Origin of the sequence: Phocaeicola coprocola DSM 17136 (assembly GCF_000154845.1) — a bacterium.
Lineage (GTDB): Bacteria > Bacteroidota > Bacteroidia > Bacteroidales > Bacteroidaceae > Phocaeicola > Phocaeicola coprocola.
In genome coordinates this window covers 51,411-71,356 of the sequence record NZ_DS981509.1, presented here as the reverse complement: position 1 = coordinate 71,356, position 19,946 = coordinate 51,411, and the positions used below count along the sequence as shown (strand labels likewise).

Here is a 19,946-nt window from a genome sequence, read left to right as displayed (position 1 = left end):
GATTTCGTTATATTGTTTTTACTTATTCATTGGTTTATCGTACATATGCGAACTCCCGCTTCACTTCATTGCTAAAGTAAAAGTAAAAAAAGTAAAAGAAGAAGTATGTCGCAAATGTTTTCATTTTTGTTCTGTTATTTTGTTATCATTACGGTTGCAAATGTAATACTTTTCTTGAAAAAACAATAGTTTTATGAACTTTTTCTTTAAATATTTTCTTTACACGACATATTCGATTAAATTTGTGTTAGAACAAACTCGCTAATTAAAACATAATATCACCATGAATTATAATTTTGATGAACTGATAGACCGTCGGGGAACGGGTGCTGAAAAAGTTGAAGGAATGAAGAGTATATGGGGTAGGGACGATCTTATTCCGATGTGGGTAGCCGATATGGATTTTGCAACTCCACCGTTTGTGATTGATGCAATCCGCAAGCGTTGTGAGCATCCTGTGCTGGGCTATACCTGCAAACCTGATAGCTATTATCAGGCCGTTATCAACTGGGTAGATTCCCGTTATGGTATGAAGGTAAGAAAAGAACAGATTACTTACGTGCCGGGCATTGTGCCGGGGTTGGGAATGGCAATCAATGCCTTTACTCATCCGGGAGATAAAATAATGATTATGCCTCCTGTTTATCATCCTTTTTCGTGGCTGGTAACTCGTAATGACCGAAGAGTGGTAGAGTGTCCGTTGATACTGGAAAATGGAACGTATCGCATGGACTTGGATTTGTTCCGCAAAGAGATAAAAGGGGTACGTGTGTTTATATTATGTAATCCTCACAATCCGGGCGGTGTGGTCTGGACACACGATGAGCTGAAGGCGATTGCAGACATATGTGCTGAAGATAATGTGATTGTCTTTTCGGATGAAATTCATGCCGATCTGACGTTGCCACCTCGTCATCATGTTCCTTTTGCCATGATTTCCGAGCGTGCAAAGAATAATTCCGTTACGTTCATGGCTCCTAGTAAGGCATTTAATATGCCAGGAGTAGCTGCTTCGCATGCTATTATCTATAATGAGGGACTCCACAAACGGTTTACTACTTATATGGAAAGCTGTGAGTTTGGCGGAGGTCATGTTTTTGCCTTTCCGGCAGTAGAGGCTGCATATTCTAATGGAACAGAGTGGCTGGAACAATGTCTGGCTTATATACAAGGTAATATTGATTATTTGGATCATTACCTGAAAACTTATATGCCTAAGATTAAGGCAATGCTTCCGATGGCTTCGTATCTGGTATGGCTTGACTGTCGGGAGTTGAATCTGCCACAGCAGCAGCTTGAAGATTTTTTTGTATCTCATGCGCATTTAGCTCTGAACAGTGGTACGACTTTTGGAAAAGAGGGTACGGGATTTATGAGAATGAATGTCGGATGTCCGCGTTCTGTACTTGAACAGGCAATGAAGCAGTTGAAAGAGGCTTATGATGAGTTGTAATTATAGATATGAAAGCTATATAAAAAAAACATTTTTAAGAAATGTGAATTTTTAATAGAAAATTTCGTTCTTATGAACTAAAGAGTCGTATCAAACTTTTTATCATGTAGTTTGATACGACTCTTTTTCGTTTGAAAATATTATAATTCCAGACTTCTTAAATAAATCAGTGGATTATATTCTTCTATATTGAGGCAATTGACAATTGCAGTTTTATCAATTTTGTTGACGTTTTCCCTTTGTCTTATTTAAAAAGTAGCATATTAATAAATTCCCGGAGCAGAGTTTTGCTTGAGGTTATCATAATTTCCGGTAATCAGCTTCTCGTTGTCCGGATTTAGCTCAATAGCTTTTTTCATATCTTCTATGGAACCTTCCTTATCACCTTTTAACAGTCGGATGCGTCCTCTTTCCTGATAGAGCACTGCGTTTTGAGGCATTAGTTCGATGGCTTCTGTATAGAACTCTATAGCCTGGTCGAATTCTTTCTGTTCCATTAACATTTCACCTTTAAGCAAATAGGCTTTTTCGTTGAACGGATTTACTTCCAATACCTGGTTGAAACATGATTGAGCTTCTTCTACCTGACCAAGTGCTGCGTGTATTCTTCCTTTAAGTAGTAAAGCATCCTCTTCATCAGGTGAAACTGAAAGAACTTTATTCAGATCGCTCATGGCATCTTTAGCCTGACGCATATCCCAGAGGACTTCGGCACGAAGCAGATAAGCCTCTTTATATTCTTCGTTTTGCATGATGGCCTTGGTCAGCATCACAATAGCCTGCAGGTCATTTTTCATGCCTCGTGCAGCCTTTGCTGCAAGATAGTAAGCCGGAGCACTGGTTTCGTCAAGCTTTATAGCTTTCTGACAAGCATCATCCATACTTTCATAATCTTCTTGCATATAACAGATACTTGCCAGAGCAAGCAGAGCCTGTATATTGTCGGGCGTTTTATCAACCAGGCGGTCTAGTGTAATACGGGCATCGTCTGTACGTCCGGCTTCTATATACGCATTGGCAAGCAGTTGCAGCGTTTCAGGTTCATCATTCAGCGCTATTGCCTGCTCAAAACATTTTATAGCATAGGGAAGCTGGCGCATATTGCGTGCGCGGATACCATCATATTTCAGAATCTCGAAATTTTTCTTTTCCTGTTTTGCCTGTTGGTCTTCGTTCGGCTTTCCTCCACCGAACAAGGATGATAATAAGCCCATAATTTTATCTCTTTTATGTTAATGTGTTGCAAAGATAACGAGAAAATTAACTTAATGGATATGTTTGCTGAAAAGAAATTAGTATGTTTGCAACCGAATAATACAGTGAAATAAAAAAGATAAGTTATGAAAAAAATGCTGTTGGTCATTGTTGCTCTGCTGGCATGTCATACCATGCAGGCACAATACTTCTGTACTACTCAGGGTACGGAATTACATTATGTAAATTATGATGAGGCAGGACAAAGCCTGTCGAACGAAACGGTTACGGTATACAATGTCGTAAAGAATGCTTCAGGAGAAAGTGCTCAGTATCTTGCCAAAATAGTAACTAATAAGACCAAGAATAATACCAGCTATACACTTTATAACTGGAATTACGATGGTAATGTTACTACCTGCCAGGAAGATTTGATGTATGGTCCTTATATAAAATCTGATTCAGATCCTGCCAAATACGATTCGAAGGCCCGTCAGGCTATGGCTGAAGAGCTGAAACTGAAAGGTGATAATTCATTTACTATCAAAAAGCACGCCAGTGCAGGCGAGTCGATTCCAGACCGTACTTATTCGCTGATCTTCAATATGCTGAAGAATGAGATAAATATATCTGGTGCAGCTTATATGGGTGAAGAGAAAGTCAGTACGACTGCCGGTAAGTTTGATTGTATTAAGATTTCATACCTGAAGCGTACAAAAATCGTTCTGAAGACCGAAACCGTACGTGTAACAGAATGGTATGCCGAAGGTATCGGACTGGTAAAATCAGAAAGCTATAATACCAAGGGAGAACCTGATGGAAAAACTATCTTGGTAAAAATAGTGAAGTGATCTGAATTAATATTTCATTAATAATACTTGTCTTTCTAAGAAAGCACCCGATATTCTGATTTCTCGACTTAGGAATACGGGTGCGATCTTTTTATTGATACCTGTGTATCAGATAATTTCTATACCTTGTTGCTTGCAAAGTTCCAGGCTTAAATCTTTCAGTTTGAACTTCTGGATTTTGCCACTTCCTGTCATCGGGAATTCCTTTACAAAGAAAATGTATTTCGGAATCTTGTATCGGGCTATCTTTCCTTCGCAAAACTCACGTACATCATATTCGTTCATTGTGCATCCTTCGTGCAGAATGATGAATGCACCTACAGCTTCACCGTATTTCTTCGACGGTACACCCGCTACCTGAACATCCTTTATGCCAGGCATCTGATAAAGGAACTCTTCTATTTCGCGCGGATAAATGTTTTCTCCTCCACGGATAATCATGTCTTTGATACGTCCCGTAATGCGATAGTTGCCGTTTTCGTCCTTGATACCCAAGTCGCCCGAATGCAGGAAACCGTTTTTGTCTATCACTTCCGCAGTAGCTTCCGGATTCCTATAATATCCTTTCATGGTATTATATCCGCGGTTACACATTTCCCCTTGTACGCCTGGAGGACATTCCTCTCCTGTTTCTGGGTCGATAACCTTCACTTCCGTAAATTCAAAATCATGACCGACTGTAGTAAAACGCACCTCCTGCGGATCGTCGATACGGCTGTGTGTCATACCCGGAGAAGCTTCTGTCAGTCCGTATACACTGGTTACCTTCATGAACATTTTCTCTTCCACCTGTTTCATCAGTTCTACCGGGCAGAGAGAACCAGCCATAATACCTGTACGCAGGCATGAAAGGTCGAACATGTCGAACATCGGGTGGTTGAGTTCCGCTATAAACATGGTAGGTACTCCGTAAAGTGCCGTACAGCGTTCCTTGTGAATGGAAGCCAGTACCAGCAACGGATCGAAACGTTCCGTCATAACTTGTGTACAACCATGTGTAAGACAGTTCATCGTAGCAAGTACCACACCAAAGCAGTGGAATAACGGTACACATACACAAAGCTTGTCGGCGGAAGTGAACTTCATGTGTTCTCCCGTAAGAAATCCGTTGTTGGCTATGTTATAATGCGTAAGCATTACTCCTTTCGGGAATCCCGTTGTACCTGAAGTATATTGCATGTTTACCGTATCGTGGCAATTGACTTTTTTCTTTGCTTCGTCGAGTACGGTATCGTCTATGTTGTTTCCCAACAGAAGGATTTCGGCTGTGTTGTACATGCCACGGTATTTTTCCTGTCCGATGTAGATGACATTGCGCATGTGCGGGAACCGTTTACTCTTCATGTGCCCGCGTTCGAAAGTCTTCAGCTCGGGAAGCATCCGGTAAGTCATATCTACAAAACTGCTGTCCTTTTCCCCATCGACGATACATAGCGTATGCATGTCCGAGTTTTCGCACAAGTACTCCAGCTCAGCCTGTTTGTAGTTTGTGTTAACCGTAACTGCTACAGCACCAATTTTGGCACAGGCATAAAGAAACGTCAGCCAGTCGGGTACGTTTCTCGCCCATATACCCACGTGTGTGCCGTGTGTGATACCGATGGCAAGCAATCCCTTAGCCATATTGTCCACACGTCGGTTGAACTGACTCCATGTAAACCGCAGGTTACGGTCGGAGTATACGATATACTCTTTATCGGGTGTTTCCTTGGCCCAGTGCTCCAGCCAGTCACCCAGTGTTCTTTCCGATAATTGTATCATAATAGGTAGCGGTTTAAATAGGAGTATAGATTACAGCCAGGATACGAGCTTCCTGTCCTTCGAAAGCATGTACATGATGAGGTACGATGGAATCGTAATAAATCGTATCACCTTCTTCCAGCAGATACGTGTATTTACCATAATTGATTTCCAGTGTGCCTTTCAGTACCATGATAAACTCTTCTCCCTCGTGAGCAGACAGATGGAATTCATTATTTCCGTTTGCATCGATGTCGACGATAAACGGTTCCATGTGTCGGTCGGTCTTGCTGCGCGACAGTGAATGATAATGTAAGTGCTGACGCGCATCGAGTGCATTGTTAGAGAAGCTGATGGTATCGTCAGCATCTCCGCGTCGGCATACTACAGGACCCGCTTCATCAGGCTAGTCGTCGAGGAAAGTGCCCAGACGTACTCCCAGTGCACGCGCCAGCTTTACAAGCGGAGCGAGCGAAGGAATGTCAATATTTTCCTCGATACGTGTGATTTGTTCTACGGCAAGTCCTGTACGGTCTGCCAGTTCTTCCAGACTTATTTCTTTTGCTGTTCTAAGGCTTTTTACTTTTTCTCCAATAACGTTGGTTCTATCCATAGTATAGTGTTTTTTACGATGAAAAGCCGTTATGTGGCTTTCAATGAATCAGATTTGGGCAAATATAGTAAAGTTTTATAATACTCATGCCATGGATGTATAAAAAGGTTATCCAGCTTTTTTGCTAAAGTTGCCGAGCTTGCTAATATTTTCAAAAAAAAACATATACGGAAAATGGTTTGTGAACCTTGGTCGAAATCGTGTTGTGTGTATTTTATAAGCTTTGCATATTTTCAAAGATGGCTGAGCTTCGTTTAAATTTGAACAGATAAAATATGAAACTGATAATGACCGACCGCCCTGTCGACCTGAGTTTCTTGAAAGATGAGGCGGTGAAATACATTGATTTGTCATCCTTGCGGATAGCGAACTGTGTGGGATGCTTTGGATGTTGGACAAAAACACCGGGCAAATGCGTGATTCGTGACGACGCTACCTGGGTATATCCCTGTATAGCTGCCAGCGACACTGTTCTGTATGTCAGCCGGCTCTGCTATGGCGGATATGACAGTGTGATGAAGACCATGCTGGAGCGTGCCATTCTTGTACAGCAGGCATTTATACGCATTTACAAGGGAGAAACCCATCACGTGCAGCGTGCCGTAATGCCGAAGAAAGCTACTATTCTTGCTTACGGCGATATTTCGTCCGAAGAAAAGAAGCTATTCAGAAAGCTGGTTGCCCGCAATGCAGCCAATATGAACTTTGAGAGTTATGAAGTAAGGTTTACAACCGAAGCTATGTTGAACGATGTGGTAAAAGATATTGTAGAAAAATGGGAAAAGTACTGATTCTTAACGGTAGTCCGCGAGCTCCGAAATCCAATTCCAGACGATATGCTGAAATATTCTCCACCGCTTGTAAGTTACCGTCGGATTGTTTCAATATATTGAAGACCAACCATGCCGCACTGTGTCAGAAAATGTCAGAGTATTCCGATGTACTGTTGGTCTTTCCGCTTTATGCCGATTCGCTTCCAGTGGGGTTACTGAATTTCCTGAAGTATCTGGAAGTCAACCCACCGGAGCGGAAGCCTGTTGTATCAGTTCTGATAAATTGCGGTTTTCTGGAATACCACCAAAACGATATTGCCTTGGAAATGCTCCGTTTTTTTTGTCGGAAAAACGGTTATCGCACAGGATCTGTGTTGGCTTTGGGAAGTGGAGAGGCGATACTCGGCACTCCGTTCCGTTACATAGCTGTGAGGGCAATCAGGAAACTGGCAAAATCTGTCGATAACGGTAAATATTGTAACATACAAGCTACCATGCCGCTGAATAAGCGTTTGTTTATCTGGGCTTCCACACGTTACTGGATACAGTACGGCAAGCGTTTTGGAATAACCAAAGAGCAGATGCAGAGCATGAAGATTGAGTAGGGTTACTTTGTGCCGGAAGGAAACAGCTTTACGGTATCTCTGAATGGAATTTTTCTTGTTATCCCATTATCCATTTACCTATTTTACCTGATTTTCTGATTACATAAACAAATCCCCAAGTTATAGATAACAACAATATTGTACATACAATCATTTTTAGTATCGTATGCAAGGGTAAAAACTCTACAAGCATATAACAAGGACCAAGAAACAGATAGTGAGACATCCAGATTCCCAATGTGCATGTAGAAATATTAATAGCAAATCGTCTGATAGTTACAGATTTAAAATGATTTTTTTTGATAACAAGAAAGATAGGAAGCGTCATTAGCAATACATTGGGAGAGCAATATGTAAAGAATAGTTCAACAAGTTCTGCCGGTTGTCCGGGAATTGCTGTAATAGATTTAAATCCTAGAAAAGTAATACAATAACCAATGATAAATGAAGGTATTCCAATAACGGCAAGTTTCCCCCAGCTAAAATTTATATCATTGTTTTTGATATAATAACCTAATAGCAGATATCCATTAAAACCGGCAAAATAATATAAAAGTCCAAATTCATTCCAGGAACATGTACCCCAAAGGTCTTTTGTCAGGTATTCCCTCAGATAAGGAATAAAAAGAGAAATGAACCACAGAGTAAGAAATATTTTTTGTTCTTTAACCGATGCTTGTTTGACCCATGCCGAAAAAAATGGCATATAAAGATATAGTCCTATTAAAAGATAAACATACCACATCTGTACAGCCAGCATCGAAAAATTGAAAGGTATCATCAGTATATTATGTAACGCTCCAGAAAAAGACTGATCTGGTTCTGCCCAGGCAAAGAAGTCATTAATGATTGTAGGAGAAAGTCCCAACAATCCGGTAATCCAGGGAAATAGATTATAAAGAACTGACCAGACGATAAAAGGAATAACGAGTCTTGTCAGACGTTTGGTATAAAATGTAGAAATATTCTCTTTTACAGGCAGAAGCAATGCTCCTGTAACCATTACAAACAAAGGTATGGCAGGACGCATAAATGAACCATAAAAACTTCCCCAGAGGTTATACCATGCTTCAGATCGTTCTGTTGGAGTAACATTATCAGTACAATGTACCGCTATCATCATGGAGATAGCGATAAACTTTACAAAATCAAGCCATATAATACGCTTGTTATCTTTTTCAATTGATGCAACTTTCATATTTTTTTGATACAAAAGTAGCCACAATGAAAAATACATTTTTTGACATAGGTCAAAATTCTTTTAAATACTTATTTTCCTGCTCTGATTCTGCTTAAGGTAGATATTGAAATGCCAAGAAAAGATGCAATATATCCTAAATTGACCCTTTGGCAAATATCTGGAAATGTTTTCAGAAGCATTTGATACCTTTCTTTGGCAGTCATTGTTAGATTGTCTATTCTTACACACTGCAATGAAAGTAGACACTCCTGATGAATAACTCTTCCCCAATTGGCTATTTCGATATTGGTATCATATAATTCATTCAATATATTTATGGGTATGGAATATGCTAGGGTCGGTTCAACTGTTTCAACAAATTCAAATCCGGCTTTGTTGTGATATAGACAAAGTAGACCAAAGGTTATGTCTCCTTCTTTTGAAAACCAAGTTGTATGTTCATTTCCGTCAACGATACAATAGGATCTGGTTAATCCTTTTTCTATAAAATAAACATTTCTGTCAATGACTCCCCCTCTTATTATCAGATGCTTCGCTGGAAAATTATGTGCTTTAAAATGTTTGGATAACAGATCTATAGATTTGTCTGTGACAGGGTAGTATTTTTTTATGCTATTTCTTATATTGTCTATTTCCATTTACAAGCTGTATTTTCCAAAAACAAGAATGAATAATGTAAATCCCATGTAATATAAACTGAAATGGTAAGTTAGTAAGAAAATCTTAAATTTACAAAGAGAAATAAGTATAACTTTCATACATATGTGAAATGGGGTAATGAGTAGAGCTTTATAAAGTTTGAGACTGATTTGACAAACTGTCAATCCACGTCTCTGAGAATCGCTTCTTTCGAGCAACAGGTGAGGGGCGGTGTAAAAAACGCAGCGGTGTGAAGCCGGTAATTTCCCGAATGTCAGAAGAATGGAGGTAAAGTCGTGTTTTTGCTTTGTAAAGTATGCGTGGCAGAAATATTCGGTAGTATCGGGCGAAATAGCAAGAAAAATGATAGTCTGTTGCTGATGGTTACAAAGGAGCATCTGGCTGTTTCAGGCTGTTTACAGAGAGCTTTTCATTCTTTTCAGAGCATGTTTTTTCAAAACATCTCGATGGCTTTAGTAAAATATCCCGATGTTTTGAGAAAAGTTGTACAAAAGCTTTTCGGGCTGTGGGCTTCTTTTTCTTTTTCCGCAGGAAAGTCTGTCTGTTTCCGCGGGAAAATCCTTTACTTTTTGCGGGAATATCTGTCAGATACTGCCGTTTACCTGTTAAAAAGGTTGTTCGAAGGGTTTTGTTTTTCGATAGAATAGTCTTTCCCTCGTGTAGAAGAAGGATTTTGTCACTGAGGCTTGTCAGTTGGTTGGGAAGTTTTGCCCTTACTTGTTTATGTAAGCGGTATTTTTCTGTCTTTTTGTTAATTCTAATGCCATGTCTTTTTGTAGCGTTCGCTTCTCGTGCTACAAAATTGTTTTGTACCTTTGCGCCGAAAAAATAAAACGAATGAAAGAGGCTTTTATCAAACTTCATCTCTCGGTACTCATAGCCGGAGGTACAGGTATTTTCGGTCGACTGATTACATTAAATGAAGGACTGCTGGTGTGGTATCGGATGCTTTTGGCTGGTGTATTGTTTTATATCGTACTTTTTCTGCTGAAGAAACTGCGGAAACTTCCTGCCCGCGATGCATTGCGTGTTGCTTCGGTGGGACTGTTGCTTGCCGTTCACTGGCTGTTTTTCTATGGCAGTATCAAGGCGTCGAACGTATCCATCGGAGTGGTCTGTCTGTCGCTGATGAGCTTTTTCACAGCTTTGTTCGATCCGGTAATCAACCGGCATCGGATATCGGCAAGTGAGATATTGTTCAGTCTGGTAGGAGTGGCGGGCATTGTGCTTATCTTTCACTTCGACACCCGTTACCGTGCGGGTATACTGATGGGAGTCGTGTCGTCGGCGCTGGCTTCCCTGTTTACCATCTGCAACAAGAAAGTGGCTTCGGGTTATCCGTCGGGCACTACCTTGCTGTATGAAATGGGAGGAGGTTTTGCGGGACTGACCTGTATGCTTCCTGTATATTTGTATTTCTTTCCTGTACCAACCATATTGCCTTCGGCTACTGATTTCGGCTATTTGCTGCTGTTCGCTTCGGTTTGTACCGTCTTGCTGTACATTCTTCAGATACAGGTGTTGAAGAAGATTTCAGCGTTTACGTTTAATCTGACTTACAATCTGGAGCCTATTTACAGCATTATTCTGGCTATGATTATTTTCCGTGAGGCGAAAGATCTGAATTTCAGTTTCTATACCGGACTGGGACTGATTTTTCTGTCTGTCGTGATGCAGACGGGAAGAGTAGTTTGGCAGGCAAAGAGAAATCAATTAAAACCGTAAAGCATGGACGATTTGAGATTGCGCATACAACAGTTGTTGCAGCAGCTGAACGAGCGTGTGTTCGGCAAGGAGCATGTTATTGCACTGTCGTTGTTATCGGCTGTGGCAGGTGAGAGTATTTTCTTGCTGGGACCTCCGGGAGTGGCAAAGAGTATGGTGGCACGCCGGCTGAAACTGGCTTTCCGCCGGGGAGAGGCTTTCGAGTATCTGATGTCGCGTTTCAGTACGCCCGATGAAATCTTCGGACCGGTTTCTATTTCAAAGCTAAAGGAAGGCGATACGTACGAACGTGTCACCGAGGGCTATCTGCCTTCGGCTACGGTGGTGTTTCTGGATGAAATCTGGAAGGCGGGACCTGCTATTCAGAATGTATTGCTGACGGCTATCAATGAGAAAATTTTCCGCAACGGACGATTGACGATGCAGCTTCCGCTCAAGGGACTGGTAGCAGCATCGAATGAGTTGCCGGCGGTAGGACAGGGACTGGAGGCTTTGTGGGACCGTTTTCTGTTGCGTGTTATGGTGACGGGAGTGGAAGATTTGTCCGATTTCGACCGGATGATTGCTTCTGCCGATGAGAGTGAGCCATGTGTGCCGGAGGAACTAGCCATCGGTGACGAGGAGTATGCCGGATGGCAGCAGCAGATAGCGGGCATAACCTTGCATTATTCCATTTTCGAAGTCATCCATCTGCTGAAGGAAAAGATGGAGGAGTACAACCGTCGTTTGCAGAACGAAGAATCTGCGGAGCTTCCTCTGTATGTGTCCGACCGCCGTTGGAAAAAGATTGTCAAACTGCTTCGTACGTCGGCTTTCCTGAACGGTTCGGAAGCTGTTCGCCTGTCGGACTGTCTGCTGCTGGCACATTGCTTGTGGAGTGATGTGACACAGAAGAATATAACAGAAGAAATGCTTGCCGGAGCGATACGGCAGAGTGCTGAAGGTTATCTGCTGAACTTGCAGGGAGTGGACCGTGAGTTGCAGGCACTGAAGGAGGAACTGATGGCAGAAGGTACGGTACGTGAAAATCACGATCCCGGACTGACACTGGTAGATTCGTATTATTACCAGATAGAGCGGGTACGGCTGGCAGGACGTCTGCTGATGTTTGCTTCCGACTTCCAGTCGCTCGATGATACGGGGAAACTCTTCTACTTGCATAAAGACAAATATAAATCGCAGTGCTTTATCCTGAAGAAGTACGATCTTTCCATGCGCGGGAAGATTCCTCAGAACAAAATCTATTCTCTCCGTAAGGGAAGACGTTCGGTATTTATCAACAATTATGAATATCCTTTGCGCTGTAATCCCGATGCGGAACCGCTTCCGGCAATTGAAGTGCGTCCGGAAAGCGATTTAAACGCTCGTTTCCGAGAACTGGAAGAGCTTCTTTCGCGGGTGGATGCCGGAACGAGGGAGTTTTTCGAAGCAGAGATGGAGTATTGCCGCAATCATCTGTTCTTGGGCGACAGACAGCGCCGGACGATGGAAGAGATGTTGCGTGTGCAGCAGGATTCGCTGGCAAAATATAAGAATGAACTTGATGAACTGAAACATGCGTACCGAAAAGAGAACGAGGAGTATCCGGATCAAGGATCTGAAAACGATTTATTTGGAGGAGCTTCGGCGCAGGTGCTTTGATTGCCTGGGCGAAGCTTTACAGCGTGGTACGGTGCTTCCCGGTGAACTGGAGGAAACGGTGTGGGGTTATTACCGGAAGACAGCTCCTTCGTTGCAGGAGTTTTATTCACGTTATACGCCCGAATGGGAGGTGTTTTACGAGCATGAACAGTTGCTTCCGTCTGATTTTCTGGATTTTCTTTATCGTATGCAGGCAGCTTTCCGGAAACGTTATTCGCTTGCAGAGCTTGATGTTGCTTACTATATTGAGCGGCTGGAGCGTCTGCCTTTGCTCAGTCCCGAACGGAAGCTCCTGCAGGAACTTTTTCTGGATAAATGGCATCGCTTGCTCACAACCAAGGAATACGATTATCAGTATCATCACATCGGGTCGTTGTGTGAAGGATTTGTTTTGCTCGACAAGCAGAACGGACTGAAAACGGTTGCCGATGTGACAGGTTCGCGCGTCAGATGGTTGTTGTTGAACCGTCCGGAACTTTACCGGCGTATCGTGCCTTATGAGAAGGCTATGGAGCAGAATCGCCACATTCGTGAACTGGTGCGGGTGTTAGGAAAGCACTGTAAGGGTGAGAAACGTAGCTTCGATCCGTTGGGAGGAGTACGCGAAGAGCAACTGGTACGTCATGCTGTACGCAGCGATATCGAGGGTATAACATTGGGAAACGATTTGAATCATCTGCTTCCGGTAGAATATTGTTATCTGACGGATGAGGTACTTCGTCCGGTATTCATGCAGAAGTTCGTAGAGAAGCGTTTGCAGGTGTTCGACAGTCGGTCGGCAGAAGACAGTTCGGTGCTTCAAAAAGGCAGAAAGCCAGTAAGCGGACAGGGACCGTTTGTGGTTTGTCTGGATACGTCAGGCTCTATGCAAGGGAAGCGTGAGATACTGGCAAAGTCGGCTCTGCTGGCTGTGGCTAAGTTGGTAGACGGCACGCATCGCAAATGCTATGTAATTAATTTTGCCGAAGATATCCACTGCATGCTGATAAAGGACTTGCGTGCAGATTTTCCTTTATTGGCAGATTTCCTGAATTATCGTTTCGACGGAGGAACCAATATGGTTCCGGCATTAAAAGAAGCTGTCCGTTTGATACAAACAAACGGGTGGCATCGCTCGGATGTAGTAATGATTTCCGATTTCGAGATGCCACCCGTGGGGGATGAGTTAATGAAACAGATTATGGGGGTAAAGCATAGAGATACCTCGTTCTATGCTTTGGTTTTCGGGAGTCGTCCCGAAATGGATTATCTTTCTATTTGCGACCGGACTTGGGAGATGGAGATACCTTTATCTGCTCGATAGGCTGCTGGCTGACGTTGTCCAGCGGGATGGCCTGGTATTTCACTTTAGCAAAATCAATGGTCCGCAAGTCGATGCTTCGTATCGCACTGTTGTACATGGTTCGGTAATAGATAGTCCGGTTTGTCATATCGGTAGCCGATGTCCACTGTGTAGCGCTTGGAATGTCGGCAGGAACTTTTCCCAATGGGAATTCAATGCCTACCGGAATATCGAAGTTGTTCAGAATCTGAAAGCCCTGAAGCACTGTTTTCTCGGCAGAATCCTGCAGTGGGGCAGTCGACTGATAGAAAGCCGCACGTACGAAACGTGAAGGAGGAGTTACGTCACCCGGTATGCCCAGGAATCCACTTCCTGCTCCGAACGATTTCAATGGAGTAGTTCCCAGATCTTGTGCCGGAGCTGTTCCCGGGAAGAGATTCACATAATTGTTCAGGTTGGTAAGCTGCCATTCAAAGCCCGGAGAGTTGGTCAGCACTCCCAATGTATTTTCGAAGAAATGCGGAGTCTGTTCTGTAATTTCCAACACTAGCTGTTTGCCTTCTGCATCGGTAAACCGCCAATGAACAGTAGACGAACGCGGGTCGATGTTGACTACATGTACACTCTTTACCGCTTCTTTCACTTCATCCAGCGTAGCACAGTTACCCAGTATCCACGAAACAAGTTGAAGGTCGGAGATTGTATTTTCTTTTTCCGAAGCATTGTAGTCTTCGTATTTTCCATAAGACGGGAAGTAGAACAGTCCGGCAGACAGTCCGGCTTCGTTTACGCCTTCAGCGATAAATTCCTTTTGTTCTACGGCAAGTCCTACATAACCATATCGTGTCGTAAACTTCATTCCGTTGATTCCTTCAGGAGTGTACGACTGTGCCGTATATCCTCTTGGAACAATAACATACTGGCTGTTCAGGTTGCTTCCGCCCCATTCGATGGTACGTGCAACGATTGTAGTTCCGTCTTTGCTTTTCAGTGTGATGCCTGTACAGGCATTTGCAGGTTGTGATGCAAACCAACCAGCTATGCCAAGCAGTAAAATTGATAATTTAGATTTCATATTCAGTGTTTTTCTTATATAACAATCGGTATTAGAAATATGTTCATTTGCAGATATATAGTTTCCCGTGTTCCTGTCCGATCACTTCTTCTGCAAGTAGGTATGATAAGGCTTTTGTATTTTTTTCTTTATCTCCCGGAAGAGCTTCCAGCAGATCGTGGGAGGAGCACGGTGATTGCAGAATGTCCATTATCTGGTTGCGTATGTCTTCAAATTCTCCATGTTTCAGTCCCGAGGAGTGTTTCGCCAGACAGGCATCGCACAATCCGCAGTTGTGTTCGTTTTTCTCGCCAAAATACTGTAAAAGTATGCGGCTCCGGCATTTGTTTTCAGCATCGGCATATTCCAGCATGGCCTTGATTCGCTGCTCATAACTGGCTTTCCGGTCCTCGTAAACATCTCGGTTCAGTACGATACGTTCACTTTCCTGGCGTTCGCGTGTATATATGATGTAGGGTGTTTTCTTCCCCGGAATATAATGCAAAATGTGCCGTTTGGTGAGCAGTACCAGTGTTTCATACACCTGCTGACGGGAAAGTCCGCTTCTTAATGCAAGCGTTTCTTCATTGATATAGGCATAGTCGCTGAACAGACCGGTGTACGAACGCAGAATGATGCGAATCAGATTCTCTGTGTCAGGATTATTTTCCTGGATGCGATACAGTTCATCACGCCGCAGTGTGAACATCAGGCGTGAGGCATTATCCTGTTCGTCGGTATATTCCAGATATCCCGCCCGGGTAAGAATCTTCAGCGCACTGTCTACCCGGATAGGAAAATGCTTGAAATTCTGGCAGAACTCATCTATATTAAACGCATACGTACAGCCAAGTCCGTCGCCCATTGCCATCTGATAATAATAATTGATGTGCTCATAAACCTGACGGATGTATTCCTTTTCTGGAAAAGTATCGGCTATGCGTTTGTTCAATAAGGTTTTATCACTTCGTGCGTATAGCAGTACCGCATACGATTTCTGTCCGTCACGTCCGGCGCGTCCCGCTTCCTGAAAATATGCTTCGGGAGAATCGGGAAAATCGATGTGTACCACCAGTCGTACATCGGGCTTGTCAATACCCATACCGAATGCGTTGGTTGCTACCATGACTCTGAACTCTCCGTTTATCCACCCCTTCTGACGCTGGTCTTTGGTATCATTGTTCAGTCCGGCATGATAGAACGTTGCAGTAATACCTTGTTCATTCAGATATTGAGATACTTCTTTTGTCTTTTTACGGTTGCGCGTATATACAATGGCTGAACCTTGTACACTGGTCAGGATGTGAAGAAGTTCTTCAGCCTTGTTTTCTGTGCGGCGGACGATATAGGCAAGATTTTTCCGTTCAAAACTCATCCGGAAAACATTCTCTTCTCTGAAATCCAGTCGTTTCTGAATGTCTTTTACCACTTCGGGCGTGGCTGTAGCTGTAAGAGCAAGCACTGGTACTCCTGGAAGCAGTTTTCTGATTTCTGAGATCTTGAGGTAGGCTGGACGGAAATCATATCCCCACTGAGATATACAGTGTGATTCGTCGACGGTAATCATGCTTACCTTCATGCTTTTCAGCTTGGTCTGGAAAATTTCCGTGTCCAGTCGTTCGGGCGAAATATAGAGAAACTTATAATCGCCGAAGATGCAGTTTTCCAGTGCCACGACAATTTCTTCACGCGTCATACCCGAATAGACAGCTATTGATTTTATTCCCCGGTCGCGCAGATTGCGTACCTGGTCTTTCATCAGGGCAATAAGAGGGGTGACAACCAGGCATAATCCAGGTTGGGCGAGGGCAGGCACTTGGAAGGTAATAGACTTTCCTCCTCCCGTAGGCATCAGTCCGAGTGTATCTCGTCCGCTGCCTATACTGTTGATGATATCTTCCTGGATACCTCGAAAACTGTCGTATCCCCAATATTGTTTCAGTATGCTTTTATAGTCCACGGTGTTGAATGAGAAGTTATAAATGAAAGTCTTGAAAGAATAATGATGAATGAAAGAACTTACTGCATCAGTTTCCGTTCTTCATTCATCATTATGTATTGTTTAGAAAGAAGGTTTTATGTCTTCTATCTGTAATTGGATTTCTCCACGTTTGTGCGTATTTTCTTCAATCGTATAACAGATATTGAACGATTGCTTGGTCTTGATGTAGCGTGCTTGCGAACTTTGTCCGAAAGCGATGCCGTTCATCACGTTATTCGATTTGTTGTCCACCAGTTCCAGCTTGATGTGTTCCTGATCGCGTCCCACCACCTTGCTTGTTCCATAGTCGTAAACATTCAGCGTTGAGAAGACGGGTTTCGGATTATCCGGACCGAAGGGATTAAACTTCTTCAAATCGAAGAAAAACTTCGGTGTGATGTCGCGGAAATCCAGTTGGGCATCGATGTCTATCGTCGCACTGGTCTGTTCCGGCAAGATATGATCGGTTACATATTGCTCGAAGCGTCGTGTAAACTCCGGTACGTTCTCAATCTTCATGGAAAGTCCCGCAGCATACGTATGTCCTCCGAAGTTTTCCAGCAAGTCACGGCAATGTTCGATTGCTTTATACACATCGAAGCCTGAAACCGATCGTGCAGAACCTGTTGCCAGATTATCTGTACGCGTCAGAACGACAGCCGGACGGTAATAGATTTCCGTCAATCGGGAAGCTACGATACCGATAACTCCTTTGTGCCAAGCTTCATTGTAGATGACGATGGAGCGGCGTTCAGACAGTTTCTCCAGATGATCTACAATCTTATTCGCTTCTTCGGTCATGCTTTTGTCCAGGTCTTTGCGAGTTTCATTGAACTGGTTTATCTGGTTACTCTTTTCGAGTGCTGCCTGAAAGTCTTTCTCAATCAGCAAATCGACTGCCTTCTTCCCGTTTTGTATGCGTCCGGATGCATTGATGCGGGGACCTATTTTAAAGACAATATCGCTCATCGTGATTTCCCGTTCGGACAAACCACAAACATCGATGATGGCTTTCAGCCCGATACTGGGATTAGAATTGAGTTGACGCAGCCCATGATAGGCAAGCACGCGGTTTTCTCCCATTATAGGTACGATGTCCGAGGCGATACTTACTGCAACCAAATCGAGCAGTGGGGTGAGCTGATGAAACTCGATTCCATTATTGATGGCAAAAGCCTGCATGAACTTAAATCCGACACCGCATCCTGAGAGGTGATCGTACGGATAAGTTGAATCAAACCGCTTAGGGTTCAATATGGCAACAGCAGGCGGCAACACATCATCTGGTACATGATGGTCGCAAATAATAAAGTCGATGCCTTTTTCCTTGGCATACGTAATCTCTTCCACGGCTTTGATACCGCAGTCTAATACAATAATAAGCTTTACGCCTGTTTCGGCAGCATAATCCACTCCCTTCTTCGATACTCCATACCCTTCGTTGTAACGGTCGGGGATGTAGTAGTCGATGTTCGAATAGAACTGTTGAAGGAATTTATAAACCAATGCGACTGCTGTAGTACCGTCTACATCGTAATCTCCATACACCATGATACGTTCTTTCCGTCCCATAGCCTTGTTCAGTCGTTCTACTGCAATGCTCATGTCCTTCATAAGGAACGGATCATGCAGTTCGTTGAGCTGAGGGCGGAAAAATTGTTTGGCCTCGGCAGTAGAGGTTATTCCTCTTTCCAAGAGAAGCCGGCATAATATAGGGCTGATTCCTATATCTTTAGCCAGTGCTCTAGCTGCTTCCCGCTGTTCTAGTGTCGGAGGTTGATAATTCCATTTGTAATTCATTTATATATATTTTTTCTTTCTTTTCTTTTTCAGACACGGGCAAAAAGCTTTTTTACCCTAGTTATTCAATCTGTAAAATTAGAAAAAAAGAAAGAAAAAAACGGCTAATCTCCTATTTATTTTCGGAGATTAGCCGCTTAATTATTTATAATTGGTCTATATTAACTAATTATAATCCCAATTTTTTAGCTATGTCAGCAGGAATGGCATGCTTGTTTACCAAAATATTCATAGTCTTGTAAGCAGCAAATGCTTTTGATGCATACCAGATACCTTTGTACTTGCCTTCAGTTCCCCATGAATTTTTTACCATGAAGTATTCTTTTCCGTTCTGGTCTTTTGCAATACCGTAGATAACCATTCCGTGGTCATCGGTAGTTTCCCAGTTGTCGAAAGCTTCCTGACGCATTTCCTGAGTTACAGTGATTTCAGGAAGTGGTTTGCTTGTCAGTTCTTTACGTTTGTCTGCCTGGCTCATACCTAACCAACGTGCCATATCAGAGCCTGTCAGTTCAGCGCCTTTTTCTGCATCCGGACATACAGCTACACCATCACGAGTAAAGCCTTGTTCACTTACATCAGCACCCCATGCGAAAGTATAGCCGGTGTTGATTGCATTTTCCATAACAGACATCAGTTCGTCGATAGGCAAGTTGTACGAAAGTGCATTACGCCAGTTGTCTTGTACTTCGATATTGAACTGAGTGTAGAACGGATGATGAGAGTAAGATGTCAGTGAAACATAGTCGTCCATGTTCAGACCCAATACTTCATCGGCAAATGTTCTCGGAGTATAAGTCTTACCTTTGTAAGTAAATTCTTTCGGGCATTCTCCCAAGTATGTGTCATAAATAGACTTGATACCGTTTTTCCAAACCGGAGACAGCTTTTTCAATCCGCCTTTAGCGATAGCGTTCATATAACCTGAAGCTACAGCATCCAGTTCGTTATGGTTAGGAAGTGAATCGCCGTACATGATACCCGGCATAGCTTCCTGAGGAACCATACCATATTTTTCGTAGCAAACTACGATATCTTCGAAGCTTCCACCCGGAGAGAAAGAAGCGTCACCGTGATAGCGTACATAGTTTACAGCACGGTCTTCCATTGTTTTGTGTACAACAAACATTTCAGACAAATCGAATTCTCCCTTTCCTGCACGCAACAGTTCTGCTTCGAGGAATCCCAGTGTTGAGAACGACCAGCAAGTGCTTGACTGGTTTTGGTCTTTGATAGAAGTGATAGGGTTTTCCTTTACAGTTGTAAACACAAAGCCTTCTTCTTCAGCTTTGTTCTTTTTGGGGCCTTTAGCATATACATTGCTGAAGCATACACCCAAAGCTAAAATCGCAACAAGTTTATTCATTGTTTCT

General features: G+C 43.0%; 16 protein-coding genes and 1 pseudogene. 7 read left to right on the top strand and 10 right to left on the bottom strand.

The annotated features are described in order from the left end of the window. Positions 1–283: 283 nt before the first annotated feature. On the top strand, positions 284–1,453 hold the full coding sequence (locus tag BACCOP_RS17400) for a MalY/PatB family protein (protein WP_007571437.1): 1,170 nt from the start codon (positions 284–286) through the stop codon (positions 1,451–1,453). A 263-nt stretch (positions 1,454–1,716) separates the two neighbouring features. On the opposite strand, the gene BACCOP_RS17395 is transcribed toward BACCOP_RS17400, so the two are convergent. Beyond that, entirely contained in the window at positions 1,717–2,667 is a 951-nt protein-coding gene (locus BACCOP_RS17395; RefSeq protein WP_007571435.1) for a tetratricopeptide repeat protein, read from the bottom strand. Between the two features lie 126 nt (positions 2,668–2,793). Here BACCOP_RS17395 and BACCOP_RS17390 point away from each other — a divergent pair, with 126 nt between their 5' ends. Next, the gene (locus tag BACCOP_RS17390) at positions 2,794–3,498 is read left to right on the top strand and encodes a TapB family protein (RefSeq protein WP_007571433.1); all 705 of its coding nucleotides are present in this window, start codon (positions 2,794–2,796) and stop codon (positions 3,496–3,498) included. 108 nt (positions 3,499–3,606) lie between these two features. On the opposite strand, the gene BACCOP_RS17385 is transcribed toward BACCOP_RS17390, so the two are convergent. After that, positions 3,607–5,259, bottom strand: coding sequence for an AMP-binding protein (locus tag BACCOP_RS17385; protein WP_007571431.1), 1,653 nt, complete (start codon positions 5,257–5,259; stop codon positions 3,607–3,609). 13 nt (positions 5,260–5,272) lie between these two features. Continuing rightward, positions 5,273–5,851, bottom strand: a pseudogene (locus BACCOP_RS17380) (helix-turn-helix domain-containing protein). Positions 5,852–6,126: 275 nt separating this feature from the next. Here BACCOP_RS17380 and BACCOP_RS17375 point away from each other — a divergent pair. Further along, positions 6,127–6,642 (top strand): NAD(P)H-dependent oxidoreductase, encoded by a 516-nt coding sequence (locus BACCOP_RS17375; protein ID WP_007571426.1) that lies wholly within the window; start codon positions 6,127–6,129, stop codon positions 6,640–6,642. After that, positions 6,627–7,229: a hypothetical protein gene (locus tag BACCOP_RS17370; protein WP_007571423.1), complete on the top strand. Its 603-nt coding sequence runs from the start codon at positions 6,627–6,629 to the stop codon at positions 7,227–7,229. The genes BACCOP_RS17375 and BACCOP_RS17370 overlap by 16 nt, the downstream gene beginning before the upstream one ends. Before the next feature lie 58 nt (positions 7,230–7,287). On the opposite strand, the gene BACCOP_RS17365 is transcribed toward BACCOP_RS17370, so the two are convergent. From BACCOP_RS17365 to BACCOP_RS17350, 3 genes are all read right to left on the bottom strand, one after another. Beyond that, positions 7,288–8,427 carry an acyltransferase gene (locus tag BACCOP_RS17365; protein WP_040312230.1) on the bottom strand — a complete coding sequence of 380 codons (1,140 nt, stop codon included), beginning with the start codon at positions 8,425–8,427 and terminating at the stop codon, positions 7,288–7,290. A gap of 71 nt (positions 8,428–8,498) precedes the next feature. Continuing rightward, positions 8,499–9,068, bottom strand: coding sequence for a Crp/Fnr family transcriptional regulator (locus BACCOP_RS17360; protein WP_007571419.1), 570 nt, complete (start codon positions 9,066–9,068; stop codon positions 8,499–8,501). Between the two features lie 385 nt (positions 9,069–9,453). After that, positions 9,454–9,954 carry a hypothetical protein gene (locus tag BACCOP_RS17350; RefSeq protein ID WP_007571415.1) on the bottom strand — a complete coding sequence of 167 codons (501 nt, stop codon included), beginning with the start codon at positions 9,952–9,954 and terminating at the stop codon, positions 9,454–9,456. Between BACCOP_RS17350 and BACCOP_RS17345 the strand changes: the two genes are divergently transcribed. Genes BACCOP_RS17345 through BACCOP_RS17335 form a run of 3 tightly spaced genes read left to right on the top strand, consistent with a single transcriptional unit; the run spans position 9,928 to position 13,759 of the window. Further along, entirely contained in the window at positions 9,928–10,815 is an 888-nt protein-coding gene (locus tag BACCOP_RS17345; RefSeq protein ID WP_007571413.1) for a DMT family transporter, read from the top strand. The two genes, BACCOP_RS17350 and BACCOP_RS17345, sit on opposite strands and share 27 nt — an antisense overlap. A gap of 3 nt (positions 10,816–10,818) precedes the next feature. Then, positions 10,819–12,456 (top strand): AAA family ATPase, encoded by a 1,638-nt coding sequence (locus BACCOP_RS17340; RefSeq protein ID WP_007571411.1) that lies wholly within the window; start codon positions 10,819–10,821, stop codon positions 12,454–12,456. Beyond that, entirely contained in the window at positions 12,371–13,759 is a 1,389-nt protein-coding gene (locus BACCOP_RS17335) for a VWA domain-containing protein (protein WP_040312217.1), read from the top strand. Before BACCOP_RS17340 ends, BACCOP_RS17335 begins: the two co-directional genes overlap by 86 nt. Here BACCOP_RS17335 and BACCOP_RS17330 read toward each other — a convergent pair. From BACCOP_RS17330 to BACCOP_RS17315, 4 genes are all read right to left on the bottom strand, one after another. Then, on the bottom strand, positions 13,710–14,813 hold the full coding sequence (locus BACCOP_RS17330; RefSeq protein WP_007571407.1) for a linear amide C-N hydrolase: 1,104 nt from the start codon (positions 14,811–14,813) through the stop codon (positions 13,710–13,712). The two genes, BACCOP_RS17335 and BACCOP_RS17330, sit on opposite strands and share 50 nt — an antisense overlap. A gap of 43 nt (positions 14,814–14,856) precedes the next feature. Continuing rightward, on the bottom strand, positions 14,857–16,752 hold the full coding sequence (locus tag BACCOP_RS17325) for a RecQ family ATP-dependent DNA helicase (protein ID WP_007571405.1): 1,896 nt from the start codon (positions 16,750–16,752) through the stop codon (positions 14,857–14,859). A 102-nt stretch (positions 16,753–16,854) separates the two neighbouring features. Further along, positions 16,855–18,573: a single-stranded-DNA-specific exonuclease RecJ gene (gene recJ, locus BACCOP_RS17320; RefSeq protein ID WP_007571403.1), complete on the bottom strand. Its 1,719-nt coding sequence runs from the start codon at positions 18,571–18,573 to the stop codon at positions 16,855–16,857. 169 nt (positions 18,574–18,742) lie between these two features. Beyond that, positions 18,743–19,939, bottom strand: coding sequence for a C1 family peptidase (locus tag BACCOP_RS17315; RefSeq protein ID WP_007571399.1), 1,197 nt, complete (start codon positions 19,937–19,939; stop codon positions 18,743–18,745). Positions 19,940–19,946: the final 7 nt, after the last annotated feature.